19 protein-coding genes are annotated in these 18,767 nt (G+C 64.0%); 8 read left to right on the top strand and 11 right to left on the bottom strand.

The genetic code is table 11. The annotated features are described in order from the left end of the window. Positions 1-10: 10 nt before the first annotated feature. From ACQPW1_RS19275 to ltrA, 5 genes are all read right to left on the bottom strand, one after another. Positions 11-493, bottom strand: a complete 483-nt coding sequence (locus tag ACQPW1_RS19275; RefSeq protein ID WP_433664070.1) for a hypothetical protein — start codon at positions 491-493, stop codon at positions 11-13. A gap of 107 nt (positions 494-600) precedes the next feature. Beyond that, on the bottom strand, positions 601-1,413 hold the full coding sequence (locus ACQPW1_RS19270) for an SAM-dependent methyltransferase (RefSeq protein ID WP_433664069.1): 813 nt from the start codon (positions 1,411-1,413) through the stop codon (positions 601-603). Between the two features lie 261 nt (positions 1,414-1,674). Next, positions 1,675-2,742: a hypothetical protein gene (locus tag ACQPW1_RS19265; protein WP_433664068.1), complete on the bottom strand. Its 1,068-nt coding sequence runs from the start codon at positions 2,740-2,742 to the stop codon at positions 1,675-1,677. A gap of 251 nt (positions 2,743-2,993) precedes the next feature. After that, positions 2,994-3,419 carry a hypothetical protein gene (locus ACQPW1_RS19260; RefSeq protein ID WP_433664066.1) on the bottom strand — a complete coding sequence of 142 codons (426 nt, stop codon included), beginning with the start codon at positions 3,417-3,419 and terminating at the stop codon, positions 2,994-2,996. Positions 3,420-3,718: 299 nt separating this feature from the next. After that, positions 3,719-5,497, bottom strand: a complete 1,779-nt coding sequence (gene ltrA, locus ACQPW1_RS19255; RefSeq protein WP_433662340.1) for a group II intron reverse transcriptase/maturase — start codon at positions 5,495-5,497, stop codon at positions 3,719-3,721. Between the two features lie 280 nt (positions 5,498-5,777). Between ltrA and ACQPW1_RS19250 the strand changes: the two genes are divergently transcribed. Continuing rightward, the gene (locus ACQPW1_RS19250; RefSeq protein WP_433654210.1) at positions 5,778-7,001 is read left to right on the top strand and encodes an IS110 family transposase; all 1,224 of its coding nucleotides are present in this window, start codon (positions 5,778-5,780) and stop codon (positions 6,999-7,001) included. Positions 7,002-7,836: 835 nt separating this feature from the next. Here ACQPW1_RS19250 and ACQPW1_RS19245 read toward each other — a convergent pair. Next, positions 7,837-8,085, bottom strand: coding sequence for an NUDIX domain-containing protein (locus ACQPW1_RS19245; RefSeq protein WP_433664064.1), 249 nt, complete (start codon positions 8,083-8,085; stop codon positions 7,837-7,839). Positions 8,086-8,239: 154 nt separating this feature from the next. Between ACQPW1_RS19245 and ACQPW1_RS19240 the strand changes: the two genes are divergently transcribed. Continuing rightward, positions 8,240-9,625 (top strand): IS1380 family transposase, encoded by a 1,386-nt coding sequence (locus ACQPW1_RS19240; protein ID WP_433655183.1) that lies wholly within the window; start codon positions 8,240-8,242, stop codon positions 9,623-9,625. A 255-nt stretch (positions 9,626-9,880) separates the two neighbouring features. Here the strand turns inward: ACQPW1_RS19240 and ACQPW1_RS19235 are convergent, their stop codons facing one another. After that, positions 9,881-10,333, bottom strand: coding sequence for an Lrp/AsnC family transcriptional regulator (locus tag ACQPW1_RS19235; protein ID WP_433664063.1), 453 nt, complete (start codon positions 10,331-10,333; stop codon positions 9,881-9,883). A 129-nt stretch (positions 10,334-10,462) separates the two neighbouring features. Between ACQPW1_RS19235 and ACQPW1_RS19230 the strand changes: the two genes are divergently transcribed. The 4 genes from ACQPW1_RS19230 to tnpC are packed head-to-tail and all read left to right on the top strand — an operon-like array spanning position 10,463 to position 14,028. Next, positions 10,463-11,350 (top strand): EamA family transporter, encoded by an 888-nt coding sequence (locus ACQPW1_RS19230; RefSeq protein WP_433664062.1) that lies wholly within the window; start codon positions 10,463-10,465, stop codon positions 11,348-11,350. Next, positions 11,350-11,646: an aldo/keto reductase gene (locus ACQPW1_RS19225; protein ID WP_433664061.1), complete on the top strand. Its 297-nt coding sequence runs from the start codon at positions 11,350-11,352 to the stop codon at positions 11,644-11,646. Before ACQPW1_RS19230 ends, ACQPW1_RS19225 begins: the two co-directional genes overlap by 1 nt. A 4-nt stretch (positions 11,647-11,650) precedes the next feature. Further along, positions 11,651-12,412 (top strand): aldo/keto reductase, encoded by a 762-nt coding sequence (locus ACQPW1_RS19220; RefSeq protein ID WP_433664060.1) that lies wholly within the window; start codon positions 11,651-11,653, stop codon positions 12,410-12,412. A gap of 44 nt (positions 12,413-12,456) precedes the next feature. After that, the gene (gene tnpC / locus ACQPW1_RS19215) at positions 12,457-14,028 is read left to right on the top strand and encodes an IS66 family transposase (protein ID WP_433654008.1); all 1,572 of its coding nucleotides are present in this window, start codon (positions 12,457-12,459) and stop codon (positions 14,026-14,028) included. A gap of 578 nt (positions 14,029-14,606) precedes the next feature. Here the strand turns inward: tnpC and ACQPW1_RS19210 are convergent. Both ACQPW1_RS19210 and ACQPW1_RS19205 read right to left on the bottom strand, forming a co-directional pair. After that, complete coding sequence (locus ACQPW1_RS19210) at positions 14,607-14,855, bottom strand: hypothetical protein (protein ID WP_433664059.1); 249 nt, start codon at positions 14,853-14,855, stop codon at positions 14,607-14,609. Between the two features lie 223 nt (positions 14,856-15,078). Next, positions 15,079-15,816, bottom strand: coding sequence for a murein transglycosylase (locus ACQPW1_RS19205; RefSeq protein ID WP_433664058.1), 738 nt, complete (start codon positions 15,814-15,816; stop codon positions 15,079-15,081). 101 nt (positions 15,817-15,917) lie between these two features. Between ACQPW1_RS19205 and ACQPW1_RS19200 the strand changes: the two genes are divergently transcribed. Together ACQPW1_RS19200 and ACQPW1_RS19195 are read left to right on the top strand one after the other, a co-directional pair. Beyond that, positions 15,918-16,436: a hypothetical protein gene (locus ACQPW1_RS19200; RefSeq protein WP_433664057.1), complete on the top strand. Its 519-nt coding sequence runs from the start codon at positions 15,918-15,920 to the stop codon at positions 16,434-16,436. A 135-nt stretch (positions 16,437-16,571) separates the two neighbouring features. Next, the gene (locus ACQPW1_RS19195; RefSeq protein ID WP_433664056.1) at positions 16,572-16,763 is read left to right on the top strand and encodes a hypothetical protein; all 192 of its coding nucleotides are present in this window, start codon (positions 16,572-16,574) and stop codon (positions 16,761-16,763) included. Between the two features lie 914 nt (positions 16,764-17,677). Here ACQPW1_RS19195 and ACQPW1_RS19190 read toward each other — a convergent pair. After that, complete coding sequence (locus tag ACQPW1_RS19190) at positions 17,678-17,953, bottom strand: hypothetical protein (protein WP_433664055.1); 276 nt, start codon at positions 17,951-17,953, stop codon at positions 17,678-17,680. A 131-nt stretch (positions 17,954-18,084) separates the two neighbouring features. Further along, on the bottom strand, positions 18,085-18,570 hold the full coding sequence (locus ACQPW1_RS19185) for a hypothetical protein (RefSeq protein WP_433664054.1): 486 nt from the start codon (positions 18,568-18,570) through the stop codon (positions 18,085-18,087). Positions 18,571-18,767 lie beyond the last annotated feature (197 nt).

Raw genomic sequence — 18,767 nt, 5'->3', positions numbered from 1 at the left:
TCGGAGCCGGTCAGAAGTCGCAGCCCATTGCCAGCCCGACGGCCTTGACGCCCTCGCACACGGAGCTGTTGGACAACTTCCAGACACCATCGATACGCTTCCAGACCACGCGCGCAACAAGATCCGGCTGTCCCGCTGACTTGCTGCGCAGCATCGCGGTGTGCACGTTGCCGTCGTGGGTTTCGGGACCAGTGATGTCATTCGACCCGCGCGGAGCTCGGTACCAGCCGATGTTGTAGAGGGTGTCCGCAACCACGACCGCCCGCATGCCGCCTTCCATATTGGCCGCCTTGGCCTCGTCGGAGGCGGGTGTTTCGATCAGGAACGCGACCTGAGCGTCGAGATCCTCCAGGGTGGGAACCTCTTTGGTGATAAGGAACCCGCCGGGAGCGGCAGCGGCGATAGGGGCATTGACAACCGTGGCGCCGGTCGTGACAACGGCGACCGATGCGATCGTCGACACGACACCAGCGACAGCTTTGAGGGTCTTCATTGTTTCATCCTCTGATCGACTGGGACAGCACCTGACGCACGCTCGAATGTGCAGGCGGCCAACAACAAATTGGCGTGTTCGAGATTACTCTTGTTCCTGTCGGATTCTCAGGGTTTGCGGCCGATGGCACCGAGCATGACCATTCGAGTTTCCGGCAAGTCGGGGCGGAGCCACTCCTGTACTGGCACCACACCAGGTTCGAACAACTCGAAGCCGGCGAGGAATGCCTCCGTCTGTGCTGTGGACCGAAATTCCACCTGGGTTGACGTGTTCTTGGTGGCGGCGAGCACCTCGAGTATTTCCGGGGAGGAATCACTGGAGCCATGAGTGATCGCCAGGTAACTGCCTGGTGCCATCTGATCGCGGAAGGCGGCGATGATCTCGGCGGGGTGTTCGTCGTCCATCACGTAATGCAGCACACCGATGAGCAGGATCGCCACCGGCTCGTTGAAGTCGATCAGGGTCTGGTTCTTCAGCTGATCGAGGATGTCGTGGGGATGACGAATGTCGCCCAGTAGTGCTGTGACACCGCGTGGTTTGGCCAGCAGCGCATCGCAATGGGCCCGCACGACCGGGTCGTAGTCGACGTACACCACCTGCGCCGACGGCTCGATCTCCCGCGCCGCCTCGTGCACGTTGGGCGAGTTCGGGATGCCCGAGCCGAGATCGACGAACTGACGGATACCGGCGTCCGCGGCCAGCTGGACCGCTTTGAGCATGAAACTCCGGGCGAACCAGACCACGGTCTTGATTTCGGGTGCGCGAGAGAGCATTTCATCGGCCTTGTCACGGTCGCTCTCGTGACTGTCCTTTCCGCCCAATAGGTAGTCATACACCCGGGCAGAGTTGGCCAGATCGATGTCGAACGGTTGCGGCTTTCGGTCGTCCTCCGCCGCCGGCCCTGCAGTTCCTTCGATCACAGGTGCAACGGTAGCCGATCGCTACCTCGGCCGGATGCTCCTCCAGAGATCTGCTGCCCAGATTTTGTGGAGTACGCGTTGCCCGAACGAGGCGCTGCTCCGCCCGCCCGAACCCGGCCCCCGATCCGAGCCATCGACGAACCGTGCTCCGACACAACATGATCCAACACTCCGCGACAGGTCTGCCAGCACTTACTCGCCACCGCCGTCGCTGGTGGGGCTTGGACGTGTGCGTAGCACCGTCGAAGAGTTCCGGCCGCTTTACGGATCTGTTTCAGCCAAGGCGACTGCGTGTGCTACCGCGGACCGCGCCCGGTCGACGGTCGTATAGCGGCCTAGACCGCATGGGGCCGCGACGTCCAACAGGCCGCCGTAGGCCGACTCCGCTGCCGCCAGCCCCTGTCGTGCTTGCGCGAGCGGCTGCGTCGGATGCGCAAGCCCGGCGACAACACGCGTAGTGGCAGGCAGTTCGAGGCGCGCGAGGGGCGCGTAGTACTGCGGCCGAACCGGTGCCTGTTTGCCGTCGCCGATGGGGAAGTGGACGAAATCGAGATGCCTTCCCGCAGGCCAGTATCGCGCTATCGCGTTGGCCAGTGCGACGACCGGGGCCGTCGATCTCGGCTTGACGACCGGCTTGTCGTCAAGGCTCCCGTAGCACAAGTGCACACCGAAACGGGAACCATGAGGCGCCCGTGCGACGAGGCGTGCGATCGCTCGACCCGTCACGGTGGCCGGGCCCTGGCGCAGGCCCGCAGGCATCCCCGCGCAGAGGAGCGTCTCCCCTGGCAGTTCGAGTTGGAATACGACGTTGTCCCGCAACGCCTCATGGATACGGACGATCTCCCGGACAGTGGCATCGATAATCGGGCGGTAATAGGGAAAGCCTCGGTCACCACGACCGGCCGAGCCGCGACGCCACCTGAGCATCCGCGCCTCGAAGGCGATGAAACCGATGACGAAGGGCGTCGGTATGCCTACCTGCAAGCGAAGTCCGGGATCGGTTCGGCGCCTGTCGACCAACGCGTCCCAGGCACGCCGGGCCTCCTCCGCATAGCCGAGCGCGGCGTCGATATCGGCTTCGGCCAGCGATCGGCCTGCCCGCAGCTTGAAGGTGTCACGGGAACGCAGGGTCGACCAATCACCGCGGCGCACGGGCGTCAGCGCCGGGGATTTGCCGAGCCGATCGATGATGGGTCTGACGTACCACTGGGCCCGATAGGGATCCGCTTCACCGCCCGGAACCAGGCCGTCCAGGAAGTCACCGGCGGTGTCGAGGGCGAACGCCATTGCCTTCTCTGGACTGTCCAACTGCGCGGGCAAGCTGCCCACGAAGTGAATCCTGCGCTTAGGCTGCACAGCGCCAGTCTCGCATAAAGACCATCCCGAGACGGGGGCGTTGCTCAACTGTCGGGAGACCTAGGATTCGTCGCCCTGACAGTGAGATTCGACGTGCATCAGGGTGAAGCCCGGTCTTGCGGTCGGTGATCGGGTTGTTCCACCGCGTACTGGCATCACACCAGGGGTCGGACGCATGACCGAGTACTCCCGCTGGCCGCGTCCTCACGGGCACCGTCGAATGTTCACGACCCCCAATAGATCTCCCAAACTCCATCGTCCCCCTCGTGGATGCCTTCGAAGAAGACGTGATGCACGTCGACGCCGCCGAACCACTGCGACTGCTGGCGAGTGCTCCGTTCCGTCTCGGCGATAGCGGCGATCAGGTCACGCACAGTGAACCGCTTTCCGTTGGGCGCTCGGTGTTCAACGGGATCGCCGAACCCACGCAAGTTCAGCATGGGCAGTTCCAGGACGACGCGGTCGAACTCATCGACGGTCAAGTCACGGAAGTCCCCCTCGCCGAACACATTCAGCGCAAACGAAACTCCCCTGATCGCCGCGGTTGCCGTCGCACTCTGATTAGACAGGTTCGCCGCGACATCTTTGGTCGGTTCCGTCAGCTCGATCGCCAACGTCCCGGACAACCCATTGAAGAACTCCAGTGACATACGAGAATGGTGGCATGGAGCGCCGACACCTCACACACGCCGACCGACCGCCGATCGCGCGCCAGTCAGCGTGTGCGGACGTCCTTGCGCCGTAGCGCTGCACACGACGGCGCGTATCGCGCTGGCCGTTTCGATCAGCGCGGTATGCCGGTCGCGGTGCACGCGCATGGACGCCGCGAGATCGACCGCGGCCCGCCCGTTGAGGATGGCTGGACACACGGAAATGCCGGGTAGGCCGAGCGCATTACTGCGCCCGGCCCCCCTCAGAACCGGACGTGCACGATTTCCATGCATCCGGCTCAAGCAAGCCCTTGGCGGGCTGATGGTGTGCCGGGCTGCCGGGGGTGGCAGCGTGTGTGGATGAGACGGAGTTCGGATTGGTCCGGTGCCCGGTCCCGTAAGGTGATGGCGTTGTTGGTGATTGCCTTGCGGGTAGCCGCCAGCCACTGTTCCCATTCGGCCGGGGTTTGTGGCGGATGCTCGGCGTGCAGGAGCAACTCACCGCATCGCGGGCAGCGACCGTGCTGCGTTTGGAGCAGCCGCAGTCGGGTGCTGTCGATGGGAAGCCGTATTCCTTTGCGCCGCCGGGTTTTCCAGTAGTCGGTTAGGGCGGGATCATCGACCGATGCGGTGCCCTTGACCATCTGGTGCCGGACAATCCTGGTCCAGGCGAATTTCAGCAGGTAAGCGCCGCTGACGCGGTCACCGAACACCCACCGATCTCGCCGGGATGTGTTGAACGCACCGAAGTAGCGGCGAACGATCCACCGCGTCGGCTTGTTCGGGTGGCTGTGTTTGGCCCATTTGTAGATGAGCTTCCACAGGTAGTGATCCAGATCGTTGAATTCCTCACTGGATACCACGCTCCGGTAATAGGCGGCCCAGCCCCCGATGATGGGGTTGAGCCGTGAAATCACTGCGGCCGCATTGGATCCCCGCAGGGACCATATTTCGGTGCGCAGCCGTTCCCGGATCCGTCTCAGTGCCGCTTTGCTCGGTTTGATCAGCAGCGTGCCGCGATAGCGGCGGACGTTGAACCCGAGGAAATCGAAGCCCTCGTCGAGGTGGGCGATGCGTGTCTTGTCCTCGTTGAAGGCCAGTCCCCGTGGATTCAGCCATGCGGCAAGCTGTGCTTTGATCTGTTCGGCCTGCTGCCTGGAGTGACAGAGGGCGACCAGGTCGTCGGCATATCTGATCAGCACCGGGGAATTCCGTTGCGCCACCAATGAATTAGCATCGACACGCGCATATCGGACTCCGGCGGCCTGCTCCATTCCGTGCAGGGCCACGTTCAGCAGCACGGGGCTGACCACCCCACCTTGCGGTGTTCCCGCCTCGGTGGCAGTGAACTGCCCGTTGTCGACCACTCCGGCCCTGAGCCATCGCCGAATACTCCTGCTGGCAGGGAATCCGCCGATCTGATCGAGCAGGCTGTCGTGGTCGATGCGGTCGAACGCCGCCCTCAGGTCGGCGTCGAGCACCCACTGGCGTCCCGGGTTGGTGCCCTTGGCCACCTGGAAGATGGCCTCGATCGCGTCGTGGCAGCCGCGACCCGGCCGAAATCCATAGGATCTCGGTTCGAATCGGGCCTCCCACTCCGGTTCCAGCGCGTTGACCACCCGCGCTTGCAGCACCCGATCCACGATCACCGGAATGCCCAGTGCCCGCCGCTTCCCGTTGGCCTTGGGGATATACACCCGCTTGACCGGCCGGGCCGTCCACGGTTTCACTTGGCGGTGAACCCACCGCGTCAGTTCCACCTTCTCCGGGCCGGTCGAGATGACCTGCCCGTCGATGCCCGGGGTCTTGCGACCGGCATTGATCTCCGTCACCCGCCGCACGCTGATCAGCGTGTTCGCGCGCGAGCGGAGCATCAGCTTTTGCAGGTTGCGGACCCGTTTCCAGTTCCCTGCCTGCGTCGCCGTGAAGATCCGTTGCCGCAAACGCCGTACGTTGTTCTCGACGGCCCGCCAATCCAGCGCGGCCCAATCGAATTCGCCGTCCTCCGGTCCGTTCACCATCACAGCTCGCGCCGATCCGGTATCCAACTTGTCCGTCGGTTCCAGTGTCGTTGTCAACCAATACCTCACAGGCTCACCTGGCCCGCGTCAGCACCCTAATCAGTTCTGGGAGTGAGCTATCCGGCACACTCCTGGTAGTAGCCGGCCGGTAGGTGAGCACTTTCGCACCCTGGACTTCGAGTCCTGGAGAAAGACCGTGCCCCTGCCGGTAGGCCGGGAGAGTTGATCGCTGCTGGGATGTCGTGCCCGCCCGAATGGGCGTGAGCACTGCTTGATTAGGTCGCTGATGGTTCTCCTGCTGGCTGCTCGACGGTGATCGGCATTAGCAATTGGAGGATTGTTGCGACTGTTCGTAGGAGATGACTGGGCTGAAGACCACCACGACGTGGAGGTGATGGACACCGCCGGGCGCCGCCTGGCCAAAACGCGCGTGCCCGAGGGCGTCGCCGGAATGGCGAGACTGCACGCGATCCTCGGCGGCCTGGTCGACGACGCCGACGAGGTCGAGGTCCTGGTCGGGATCGAGACCGACCGCGGTCCCTGGGTCGGGGCGCTGGTCGCCGCCGGATACACGGTACTGGCGGTGAATCCATTGCAGGCGGCCAGGTTTCGGGACCGGCTGGGAGTCTCGGGTGCCAAAAGCGACGCTGGTGACGCTCACGTGCTGGCGGATATGGTCCGCACCCATTCCCACGAATTGCGACCTGTCGCTGGGGATTCCGCGCGAGCCGAGGCCGTGAAGGTGGTGGCCCGTGCTCACAAGACGATGATCTGGGACCGAACTCGCCACACCCAGCGGTTGCGTCACGCTCTGCGTGACTACTTCCCCGCCGCGCTGGCCGCGTTCGACGACCTCGACGCCGCCGACACCCTGGAACTGCTCGCCAAAGCACCCACCCCAGCTGCGGCGGCCCGGCTCACGATCCCCCAGATCAGTGCCGCGTTGAAGCGGGCGCGCCGCCGCAACGTCGCCGACAAAGCCACCGCTATTGCGGCCGCACTGCGCAGCGAGCAGCTCGGCCAGCCCGAGGTCGTGGCGCAGGCCTACGCAGCCTCGGTCCAGGCGCTGCTGGCGGTCCTGACTGTCCTCAACACCCAGATCAAGACGTTGCAGGGGCAGGTCGAGGCGCATTTTGGGCAGCACCCGGCCGCTGAGATCATCGCGTCCCAGCCCGGTTTGGGACAGGTCCTCGGTGCCCGGGTGCTCGCAGAGTTCGGTGACGACCCCGACCGCTACCGCAGCGCCAAAGCCCGCAAGAACTACGCGGGCACCTCCCCGATCACCCGCGCGTCGGGCAAGAAGAAGGTCGCCCTGGCCCGGTTCGTACACAACGACCGGCTCATCGACGCCCTCACCACCCAGGCGCAATCCGCGCTGATGTGGTCCCGGGGCGCCCGCGACTACTACGACCGTCAGCGAGCCCGCGGTGTCGGTCACTACGCCGCGCTACGCCAGCTCGCCAACCGACTCGTCGGGATCCTGCACGGCTGCCTCAAAACCGGAACCCTCTACAACGAGACCACAGCCTGGCCCGACCCAGCTCAGCAGTCCGCTGCTTGACATTCAAGCTCCTGGGATGTCTTTCGAGTCCGGACACATGGTCCGGTATCCGGCCGGTTATCCACCACGCACCAGCGGAGGGGCCAGTAACTACCGTCGTGGTTTCCCGTTGCCTTTCGGCCACCGGCATTCGCTTCTCGGGCCATCCCGATCCCGCTCGGGGAGTTCAGCTTTCCTCACAGTCGGCCTACCCGACACCAACATTCGATGCCCGGACCCCGTCGGGGTTACCACGTTCCACACGCGCGAGATACGACCGGGGAGGGTGCCTCCTATATCCCGGGGACGGCGGTGCTCTCCCGGTCGAGTGCCGTCCCCGACCGGCGCCTGCCGCTTCCCAACGGCCAGCCCCTACCCCCTGCCAACACTTCATCCATCGACAGGGCCCGCTTTACGAGACATCAACGAAGGTTCACGCAATTCACCCGTCCGGCCTGCCCCTGGCCCGTGGCCCCCGGATGGAACGGAGACCCTTCGGCGTTCCTCTGAGCTTCGCACCCTGCCGTTACCAGCAACGCACGTCAGAGCGGGGCCGGGCATCGAGCACGCACCCGGAACTCACACAGCCGAAACCAAGTTCGGCCCTCCTATCTGCGAGTTCACTCGCATCGTGTGACCTCGTGTCGCAACGGCACTACCGGACGTTCGATCACCCAACGACGAAGCCGTCTTCGAGATACACGACGCCACCGTCGCGGCGGACTGAGCGCGCGGCGGCCACGCGGCGAGCCAACACCGCCGGCAGTCGCTCTGAGACCTCGGCCTCGTCGCACCACGCCCAATTGCGAAGTTCGTCTGCCTGCAACGCTATTGCCGCTGTCTGATCGGCTCCGAGCTACCCGCCGTCGTAGAGGAACATCACCCCGTCGCTGGGATACAAACCTGGCGGAACCCAATCCACCACCAGTAGCCGACCCATCGACACCGTCAGACCGAGCTCCTCATCGATCTCCCGGACAACCGCGGCCAGGGGCGATTCGTTGGCTTCGACGACCCCTCCTGGTAGTTCCCAGTAATCCTTGTACGTCGGCTCAACCAGTAACACACGGTCGCGCTCATCGACGAACAACGCGCCGGAACCCATCCGCTTACGCGGCAGCCTGGCAACGCCTTCGACTAGCCTCGGCCAATCATGGTAATGGCGCCTAACCTGCGGCGGGAATGGCGAAAGGTGCTCCGACCTGCGATAATTCGACTTGCGAAGGCTGAATTGATCGAGGTTTTGGAGCACCTTTCTGGTGGGCAAGTCTATATCGCCGTATCCGCGGCTGACCATCGACGGTGACGGTGCGGGCGTGGTGTCACACGCAGGTGCGGCACTGCTGCTGCGTACTGCCGAGATAACTGGTTTGACCTGGGGTTTGTCGGAACAGTTGGGGCCGTGGCGCAAACCGATGGCTGTCCACGACCCGGGCAAGATCGTGCTGGATTTGGCGGTGACACTCGCGGTCGGTGGTGACTGCGCCGCGGATGTGGCGTTGTTACGGGCCGAGCCGGGCGTGTTCGGTCTGGTGGCCTCGGATCCGACGGTGTCGCGGACGATCACCGCGCTGGCTGCCCAGGCACCGAAAGCGTTGGCCGCCATCGCTTCTGCACGCGCGGACGCGCGGGCGCAGGCGTGGGCCGTGGCTGGGCCGAACGCCCCCGGTCACGGGATCAACATCGATGATCCGTTAATCATCGATCTCGACGCCACCCTGACCGACGCGCACTCGGAAAAACAGAACGCCACACCGACGTTCAAGCGGGGCTTCGGCTTCCACTCGCTGTGGTCGTTCATCGACCACGGTCGCACCGGCACCGGCGAGCCCGCCGCGCCCATGCTGCGGCCGGGCAACGCCGGTAGTAATACCGCTGCCGACCACAAGCAGGTTCTCCGCGATGCCCTCGCTCAGCTGCCGTGGCAGCCGGGATGGCGGGTCGGCCGGAAAGTGCTGGTGCGCACCGATTCCGGTGGCGGCACCCACGAGTTCCTCGACTACTGCCACCGCCGCCGGCTGCAGTACTCGGTCGGGTTCACTCTCACCGACGAGATCGTCACCGCCATGGGCACCCACCTGAATCCGCAGGATTGGACACCGGCCTACGACGCAGACGGCGAGGTCCGCGACGGCGCCTGGGTCGTGGAAGTCACCGGCATCACCGAGTTGACCGGATGGCCGCCCGGCATGCGGCTCATCGTCAGGAAAGAGAGACCACACCCCGGTGCTCAGCTGCGGTTCACCGACCGCGACGGGATGCGGTTGACCGCGTTCGTCACCAACACCACCCGCGGCCAGCTGCCCGACCTCGAGTTGCGTCACCGCCAGCGGGCCCGCTGCGAAGACCGGATCAGAAACGCGAAAGACACTGGCCTGCGCAATCTTCCGTTCCACAGCTTCGACGCCAACCGCATCTGGCTCGCCGTCGTCGCGCTCGCACTCGACCTGACCGCCTGGATGCAGACACTCGCCCTGCACGACCACCCCGCACGTCGCTGGGAACCGAAAACGCTACGGCTGCGGCTGTTTTCAGCCGCCGGACGCATCGCCCGCCATGCCCGCAAAACCACACTGCACCTGGCGCGGCACGCCCCCTACACCGAACTGCTCACCACCGCCGCAGCACGCCTGCAACCCGGCTGACCAGCCAGAAACCGTCCCTGCAACCAAGGAAACCAACCACCCGGGCCAGTGGAACCCGGCAGCCAGCCCGCTGCGCGGGCCAGCTGCCCTGCCCGCAACCGGAAAACTACGACCGAAACACCCAATCCGAACCCGATCAGGCCAGCACATCAACCCGGCGAAAGATCGAGGCTAGTTCGGACTCCATGGGGCACAACACTATCCAGCCGACCCCAGGCACGGTGTGATGTTCCAGGGCCGTTGGCAGCCAACCGATCAGCGGTATGGATGCGCGCCGAGCTTGTTCAGTACGGGCAGCGGCCGCCGTGGCACCGGCTCGGACACAACGATCGAGGTGGTCGTCTGCCCGAACATGAGGAATCCGTCGAGCAGTTCCTCGAGCTCACCGATCGACGGGCCGTGCACCTTGAGCAAGAAGCAGTCCTCGCCGGTGATCCGGAAGCACTCGACAACCTGCGGCGTATCCCGTTCCGCCGCAACGATTTTCGGCAGTTGACCGGGCCCCGGCCGGATACGCACCAGCGCGGTCACCGGCATGCCGAGGGCGGCCGGGTCGACTTCCATCCGGAAGCCGGTGATCACGCCCTGCTGTTCCAGGCGCTGCACCCGCTCGGTGACCGCGGGCGCCGACATGCCGACGCGGCGGGCCAGTTCGGACATGGACAGCCGCGGATCGTCGTGCAGTTCGTTGAGCAGCCGCACGTTCACCTCATCTAGCAGCCGCGATCGCTCGGTAAAGGAATCTCGACCATTCAGCCTTGTTTTTTCAGCCAACTCACACCATTTTCCTGGATAGTGCCATTCCCGCTGCGGGCATTTCTTTGGAAGATACTCCGCATGACAACACCGTCCGGGATCGCGCCGCGACGAACGATGCCGCGGCTGCCGTCACCGGCATACTTCGGCATCAGCGCAGTCTTCCATTACCTCGGGCCCGCCTTCGCCGTTCTACTGTTCACCCGGATGGACGTACTCGGCGTTGCGTGGCTTCGGATCGCCAGCGCCGCAGTCATTTTCGCGATGTGGCGCAAGCCGTGGCGGCTGCTCCGACACAGCACACCGGAGCAGCGATGGGTGCTGCTCGGGCTCGGCGTGGTACTCGCGGCCATGAACGCGACGTTCTACCTGGCCATCGCGCGGCTACCGCTGGCAACCGTCGGGGCGATCGAGTTCCTCGGCATCATCACGCTCGCCGCGATCGGTATGCGCAACGGCCGCAACGTGATTGCCCTCGCACTCGCCGTGGTCGGCGTGGTCGCGTTGGTCGACATCCAGCTCGCCGGCGCGCTGCTCGGGTTCGTCTTCGCCTTCGTCAACTGTTCACTGTTCATGCTGCACGTGGTCCTCGGCCACCGGATCGCCAACACCGGTGGGCTCTCCGGAATAGACCAACTCGGCGCCGCGATGCTGATCGCCGCGGTGGTCGCGACACCGTTCTGCATCGGCGCCGCGACCCCTGCCTCCACCAAACCGGTGGCGCTGCTGGCCGGAGTAGGCGTGGGCATCTGCTCGTCGGTAATCCCTTATGTGACAGACCAACTCGCCATGGCCCGGCTACGCCGCAACACCTTCGCGCTGATGCTGAGCATCCTGCCCGCTGTCGCGACGCTGATCGGGATCGTGGTGCTCGCGCAGGTCCCCACAGTCCAGGAGCTGACCGGCATCGCGCTGATCGCCGGTGGCATCTCGATCCACCAGGAACAACGAGAAACCAAGGAGAACTAATGGAATACATCCGATTGGGCACGTCCGGTCTCACCGTGTCTCGAATCTGCCTCGGCATGATGAGTTACGGCAATCCCGACTCGTGGGCGTGGATGCTCGGCGAGGACGCCGCGGAGCCGATCGTCCGACAGGCCATCGAGTCCGGAGTGACGTTCTTCGACACCGCGGACGTTTACTCCGAAGGCGTCAGCGAACTGATCACTGGACGCTTGCTCGCCAAGCTGCTCCCCCGCCGCGACGACTTACGTGCTGGCCACCAAGGTCTACTTTCCGATGGGGTCCGGCCCGAACGATAAAGGCTTGTCCCGCAAGCACATCATGGCCGCCATCGACGCCTCGCTCGACCGGCTCGGCGTCGACCACGTCGACCTGTACCAGATCCACCGCTGGGACAACGAGACGCCGATCGAGGAGACCATGCACGCACTCAACGACGTAGTCACTGCCGGAAAGGCTAGATACATCGGCGCGTCCAGCATGTTCGCCTGGCAGTTCGCCAAGGCACAGCACGACGCCGAGACACATGGCTGGACGAAGTTCGTCTCGATGCAGAACCACTACAACCTCGTCTACCGCGAGGAGGAGCGGGAGATGATCCCGCTCTGCCGCGACCAGGGTGTCGGCGTCATCCCGTGGGGCCCGCTGGCACGCGGGCTGTTGACCGGCTCCCGCGCACGCGGCGGCGAACAGACCACCGTGCGATCCAGCTCGGACCACATCGCGAACAGCATATACACCGACGAGGACTTCGACGTGGTGGACGCAGTGCGCGCGGTCGCCGCCGAGCGCGACCTGCCGCCGGCGCAGATCGCGTTGGCCTGGCTACTCAGTCGACCCGGAGTGACCGCGCCGATCATCGGGGCCACCAAGACAAAACACCTGGAGGACGCCGTCGCCGCAGTGCGGATACGACTGAGCGACGACGAGATCGCCACGCTGCAAGCGCCTTACCGACCGCACCCGGTGCTGGGCCACCAAGTGACCTTCGGCCGGTACCGAAAGCCCACAACTAGCCGTATCCGGCAAGCCTCCGGCCTGGGTCACCATCACGACCAGCAGTAAACATTCAGCCGGTTCGGTAGCTGGATGGTTGTCGGGGGCGTGCGGTGTCGCAGTTGGTGGTATCGGTGCTGGTGGTGCACGATGTGGGGGTGCCGGTTGAGCTGGGAGTCGAGGAGCTCAGAGAGCTTCTGGCGCAGCGTGATCGGCAGGTTGACCGACGTGATGAGCAGATCGCGGCGCTGACCGCGGCAGTGACGGCGTTGTCGGAGACGAATGCGGAACTGGTCGCTCGGGTAGCGCGGCTCGAGCATTTACTGACTCGGAACTCGGGTAACTCCTCGATGCCGCCGTCGCGGGACGACGATCCGGGCCACAAACCCCCGGCGGAGAAACAGAAGAAGCCGAACCCTGCTGTCCAGCAGCGTAAACGGGGCAAGCAGCCGGGGTCCCCTGGCACGAATCTGGCGTGGACCCAAGACCCGAACGCGACGGAAAACCTGTTCCCGCAAGGCACATGCGATTGTGGTGCGGACCTGGCCGGTGGCCAGGATCTGGGAATAGTGGACCGGTATCAGCGCCACGACATCCCGGAGGTGACCGTGCGCGTCACCCAGTTCGACTGCCACGAGGTCGCCTGCGGGTGCGGGCGCACCCACGCCGCGTCGCGCCCGGACGGAGCCCGGTCGGGCCCGGTGGGTTACGGCCCGAATCTGCAAGCTCTGGCCGTCTATCTCCTTGTCGTACATCATCTTCCGGTCCAACGATGTGTGGCGTTGCTGGCAGCGTTGACCGGTGCCGCACCGAGTGCGGGGTTCGTGCACGCCATGCTGGCCCGCACCGCGGCCACATTGGGTGCGGTGCAGGCACGCATCCGGGCGTTGATCGTGGTGTCGCACGTGGTGTGCTGCGATGAAACACCGATCCGGGTCGGCCCGGCCGCCCCGAAGGCGGGGAAGAAGAAAGCCGACAAGTATCTGCTGGTCGCTGCCACCGATCTCTATACCCATTACCTGCTCGGTGGCCGTGACCTCGAGACGTTCAAAGCGTTCGTGCTCAAAGACCTCGCCGCCGCCGGCGCGATCGTGGTGCACGACCGCTACGTCAACTACGACTCCGACCACCTCGGAGCGCTCATCCACCAGTTGTGCTGCGCCCATCTTCTCCGAGATCTCACCGGCGCGGCCGAGGTTTATCCCGACGCCGAATGGCCCACCCAGGTCGCGGACTCCCTGCGCGGGCTGATCCATCACGCCAATCTGGCACGCGCGGAGAACCTTTCGGCGATCGAGAAGGGCGCGGCCCAGGAGTTGATCACCCGGCTGCGGGACGGGGTGAAAGTCGGGTTGTCCGAAACCGTCCGCCACGGTGACCGGCCCGGGGAACGCAAAGCCCGCCTGCTGCTGCAATGCCTGCGCGACCGCGAAGCCGACGTACTGCGCTTCACGACCGACTTGCGCGTCCCACCCACCTCCAACCAAGCCGAACGCGACCTGCGGCCCGCGAAAATTCAGCAGAACATCTCCGGGCGCCTCACCAGCGAAGACCGCACCGAAGACCGGTGGCGCATCCGCGGATACGTCTCCACCGCCATTAAACACGGTCACGCAGCCCTCGACGTCCTACGCGACGCCCTGACCGGACGTCCCTGGATCCCACCCGATCCTGTCCCCGTCTAACCACTCCCAGACAGCAACCCGACCGCACACCGGCCGGGCACACCCTCACACCCGAAAACCGCAGGTCAGCAACGGCGCTGAATGTTTACGACCAGCAGTGCCAGTAAAACAACCGACCAGGCCACCGCACTCCGGAAACGCCACAATGCAAATAGCCATCGCACCACTGCGCCACGACTACGAAACCTACTCACACCCCATACCTCAACAACGACCCGCGAACGGGCGAATCAACCTAACAACGTGGTGCTGGCCTCCGTCGAGCCTGGATCCTGAGGCTGCGCAAGGTCCGGCACATCACGAGAGCCCGTTAACCCCTGGGCTTCTCACTTCTCCGGAGAATTCTTCAATCCGCTCGACCACACCCGGTCGAGCGCCACCTCATCGACCCGACCAATCCGGGCCAACCGGCGGACGAACGCGACGCCACACACCAGCGGGTCGCACCGCCGCCACCCATTCACTCATCTGCCGCTCGTCAACGGGCGATCTGTCATGCACTGACGAGTCGGCAATCCATCACCTTTACATTTACACCGAACATCTTCTGCAAGAACAGAACTCGGTTACTGGTCGTCTTACTTCGAGCAGCCGTTGGCGCACACCGCAGTGTTGCCGTTGCCGACCTTGATACCACCGCTGACCGACGAACCGGAATCACTGCTACCGGCGGTCAGCGAATCGATCAGACCGCCCAAGGCGCCTGCCGAACCGGTGCTTGCGACGGGTTCGGCCGCAGCGGGTTCCGCCGAAGCCGTACCCGCCGCCGCCAGCAACAGACCCGATGCCACGAGCATGGCGACACCGACCGCACGAACATTCTTCATGGAATTTCTCCTCATCAGGAATTTATATCGCTACCCAATTGGTCCCCACCGAAAGGGTTGCGGCCGAGTCGCAAAAGCTGCGGCGACGAATTTCTAGCATATCTCCAGGGGTGTGACAACTAGCGACAAAGATGCTCTCCCCCAACGAGTTACGGGCACGCCAAATCGCCCGAACATACAGTTCAGGAAAGGCTGAATACCTATATTCTGCGCTGACGAAGCGTTATCTCGTGTAGCTGGTGGCGGTGGCGTGTATTTGCCTCACGTAAGTGTCGGAATGGTTGTAGGCGAAGATGGCTTGTCGCCACCCGCGGGCCGTGGACAGGTCACCACCGGACGCACACAGGTAGCGTCCCGCCGCCAGTGCCGCGTCGTCGATGTTGTCCGGGCTGCCCGTCAGCTCGTTGGATGCCGCGGGATTGGCTTTCTGCAGCGTGCTGGCCAGAGTTTTGTAGTCGGTGTCAGCACGCACGCCCCACCGTTTCCAGGTATCGGGGATGAACTGGAACGGACCCGCCGCCGCCGCGAAGACAGTGTGTCCAGTGCGGGCGGATGCGTCGGGATCGACGATGCGGGCGTTGCCTTTGGTGCCATCGAGCGCGACACCACGAATCGGCGGCTTCACCTGTCCATCGGTCGCGATCTTCGCGCCACGGTGACGACCGTGGTCGCTTTCCACCCGGGCGATACCGGCCAGAGTGGTCCACCCGAGATGGCAGCCGGGTTGGGTTTTCGCCAGCGCCACCGCCGCATACCCGTAGGCCTGCAACGCACGCGCCGGAATCCCATACTTACCGCCCCGGTTCCGTGCCCAGTCCTGCAACGGAGCAGCCTGCCGACCGGCCGCGACCAACTGGATCGCCGGCAACGGTTCACCGGCACCGGGCGGCGCGGCCCCGACCTGACGATCAGGGCCGCGACCGCACCCGGCGACGCCGATAACCACTGCGACTACGGACACCAGCAGCGCGAGACTCCTCCGACCCCCAACGCCGGAGGCGTATCTGCTGTTCATCATTCCTCGAAACTCACTGCCGCCGTTGCCGATACCACGTTTCCTACTTGCACGGACGGGCCGTGGTCGTGGTGGTGGTCGTCGGCTTCTTCGACGTCGGCGTCGGTGTGGTCGTGCGTTGCGGGGTCGTCGTCACCGGCGCCCGGGTGGTCGTCGTCGGCGACGGTGTCGTCGTCTTCGTCTTGGGCGGCGTCGTCGCGGTCGGGCACCCGGTCGGCTTCGTGGTCGGCGGCTTCGTCGGCTGCGGTGTTGTCGGTTGCGGTGTTGTCGTCGCCGGAACGATCACCGTGACGGTGGACGGTTGCGGTGGCGACGTAACCGCCGGGACAACCACGGTGACCGTCGACGGGCGACCATCCTGCGTGGCAGGTGGCCGGGACGCCTGCACCGAAATGCTGCCGTCGATCGAAAACCCAGGCCCCGGCCCCGCGGTCGGTGTCTCCGTAATCGTCGACGGCGCAACAGTTTCGGTCGCCACGCTGGTCTCCGTCGTGACCGGATCCCCACTGACATTCTCGACCGGAGCCGAGTCCGTCACCGTCACCGTCACCGGAGTGATCGACTGATCGCCGTCCCCAGACTCCACATTCGGAACCTCACCCGGAGGCGGCACATCACTCGGCGTCTCGGAAACGGTAGGCGGGAAAGTCGTCTCGAGCGGTGTCGTCGTATTACTGAGACCGCCCTGGAGAAGCTGAGTGATGTCATCGAAACTCTGTGTCCCCGAAGACGACTCCGACGACGACGCGGTATCGGTCACCTCATCGCTCTTCTTCGGAGCAGTCCCCGCCACGATCACCACCGTGATCACCGCGATGATCACCACGGCCGCCGCCGCGGCGAACATCATATGCCGACGAACATCACCCGCGGTGACATACGCGGTCGCCTGACGCCACCGCCGCACCAACGGCGACACCGCCTCCTCATCCAGCGCCCCGTCCTCCCCGGAGCCATCCCCGTCCGACACCTCGTCGGCCGAATCATCCACATCCTCAACGGCATTCGCCTCATCCGAACCATGCTCACCATCAAAAGCACCAACAGGAATGCCGATGACTTTCGTCGCCTCAGGATCGTCATAGTCGGGTTCATTGTTGTCGGGTGGTCTCACCAGGTCTTGCTTTCTCCTCAGAGACGAGCCGCCCCACCGCCCGAAGACATGCAGGACCAACTCGTCAACGCCCCAAACGGGGCACGCACTACGAGTGACGAACTATCCGATGTGTTGATCCGCGGAACCGCGCTGCCCGCACAGTCCCGCGCCCAACGGGCGGCTATACCAATGCCCCAGCACAGCCGCCCACGATGGTGCTACCGAATCTCAGGACCCAGTAACCACACCACGCAAAACACGCCCCAAAAACCGCCCATCCGAAGACCCCGAAGACCCGTCCCCCTCTTCCCCACTCTCCTGCGACCCGGTATTCAGCGACCCCGACGACCCAGTCGTCGACGAACCCGAAACCCCCGGCCCAGAGAACGACGACCCACTACCACCCTGATCAATCGGCTCGGCGGTTACGGCGTTGGACGCGACCGACAACGGCTGTGCAGTCGCGGTTACCGCGGGCAGAGCCAACGCCCCCAACAAAGCACCAGTAAATATTACGTTGATCTTTTTCATCTAACCCATAAACCCTTCAACATAAACCGGCGCAATGGCGCACCGTAACATTACCAATTACCACAAGAACACGCCGCTCGATGGCGCGATCCAACCACATGTACAGCACCACAAAGTATCTATCGTCTTCGTTGCCACACGTCGAATCACTCAACGACACTAGAGTCGCCGATGTACTTTCTACGACTCTCCAGGATATACGTAGCCGCTTTCGCCAATTTCTTCCAGCCGTTCCTCACCGATCACTGACTCCACAAGATCCCCCAGGCGTCCCCGTATCTTGGCCAATCTCGGAAACACGTTCCTGTCAACAATATAGTCCATCAGGATCTGCGGATCAGCACCCCAGGTGATCCGAGAGGAAATTCTATCGAACGATATAACAAACTCATTCATATCACGAAAGAGCTCCAACGCATCGACCAGAGGGAGTGGCACATCAACATTCTCTGACATCATCGCACCATCTCGATATTCGGCACACCCTGACTCTTCTCGGCTACCCACGCCGAAGTGTCCATTCGAGAATCAAGAAATCTCCGGAGAGCGTGTCAGCTGATCGAACAAATTGCACAACCTCACCACTCCTACAGGACGCTGACATAGTTCCCGTACCGACCGTTCAGCGCATCATTCGCGGCTGCGGCGATGATCTGGCGGCTGTCTTGTGAACCGCGGGTGAGGAAAGCCCGCACCCGTGGCCCGGACCATCCGGCGGCAGCGACAGTGGGCCAATACGGCAGGTACTTCTCGTCGAACCTAGTCTCGGTGTAGTCCAAGATTTGGTCGACCGCGTCTTCTGGAAGGTTCAACTGGAGCATCGCTACCGCACGCAGCGCGCCGTCATCGAGGAGTTCTACGTCCTGTTGCAGGCACCAGAGCGCGGGGCGCGGGTCGTTGTCGGTTTCGCGGTCGAGTCGGACGATTGCGTCTCCGAGCGCGGCGTTGACGGCTGTGGCCTTGCGGGGCTGCAGAGCCAATTCTTTCAAGATTTCGGCGTCACCCTGGGAGCCGGTCATGCCGAGGGCCATGATCAGGTGATATTGAGTCTCCCAGGTGCGTTGGTCTTGCATTTCACGTTCAAGCGCACCGCGTATCTCGGCTGATGTAGTCGGATCAGCGAGCGTACGTAGTCTTTGGGCTCCACGCCGTCGCCGTGCTGACGCGCGATCGGTGAGTAGCGCCAATGCCTCGTCTCGCGACAGTGTCATGATGGTCCGCCTTGCTGTGTTTACGTGCTCAATTGGATATTCAAGTCTTACGATTGATC

It is taken from the genome of Nocardia sp. CA-128927, from assembly GCF_050955855.1.
In the GTDB taxonomy this organism is placed as follows: Bacteria; Actinomycetota; Actinomycetes; order Mycobacteriales; family Mycobacteriaceae; genus Nocardia.
Note: the sequence above shows the minus strand (reverse complement) of the source record. Positions and strands in the feature narration are given on the sequence as shown.

What these genes read in the sequence shown, in the direction of transcription:
- ACQPW1_RS19275 (WP_433664070.1), bottom strand. Translation starts at nt 493, where the DNA reads ATGAAGACCCTCAAAGCTGTCGCTGGTGTCGTGTCGACGATCGCATCG.
- ACQPW1_RS19210 (WP_433664059.1), bottom strand. Translation starts at nt 14,855, where the DNA reads ATGAAGAATGTTCGTGCGGTCGGTGTCGCCATGCTCGTGGCATCGGGT.
- ACQPW1_RS19225 (WP_433664061.1), top strand. Translation starts at nt 11,350, where the DNA reads ATGGAATACATCCGATTGGGCACGTCCGGTCTCACCGTGTCTCGAATC.
- ACQPW1_RS19245 (WP_433664064.1), bottom strand. Translation starts at nt 8,085, where the DNA reads ATGGGTTCCGGCGCGTTGTTCGTCGATGAGCGCGACCGTGTGTTACTG.
- ACQPW1_RS19195 (WP_433664056.1), top strand. Translation starts at nt 16,572, where the DNA reads ATGTCATCGAAACTCTGTGTCCCCGAAGACGACTCCGACGACGACGCG.
- ACQPW1_RS19185 (WP_433664054.1), bottom strand. Translation starts at nt 18,570, where the DNA reads ATGCAAGACCAACGCACCTGGGAGACTCAATATCACCTGATCATGGCC.
- ACQPW1_RS19230 (WP_433664062.1), top strand. Translation starts at nt 10,463, where the DNA reads ATGACAACACCGTCCGGGATCGCGCCGCGACGAACGATGCCGCGGCTG.
- ACQPW1_RS19260 (WP_433664066.1), bottom strand. Translation starts at nt 3,419, where the DNA reads ATGTCACTGGAGTTCTTCAATGGGTTGTCCGGGACGTTGGCGATCGAG.
- ACQPW1_RS19190 (WP_433664055.1), bottom strand. Translation starts at nt 17,953, where the DNA reads ATGTCAGAGAATGTTGATGTGCCACTCCCTCTGGTCGATGCGTTGGAG.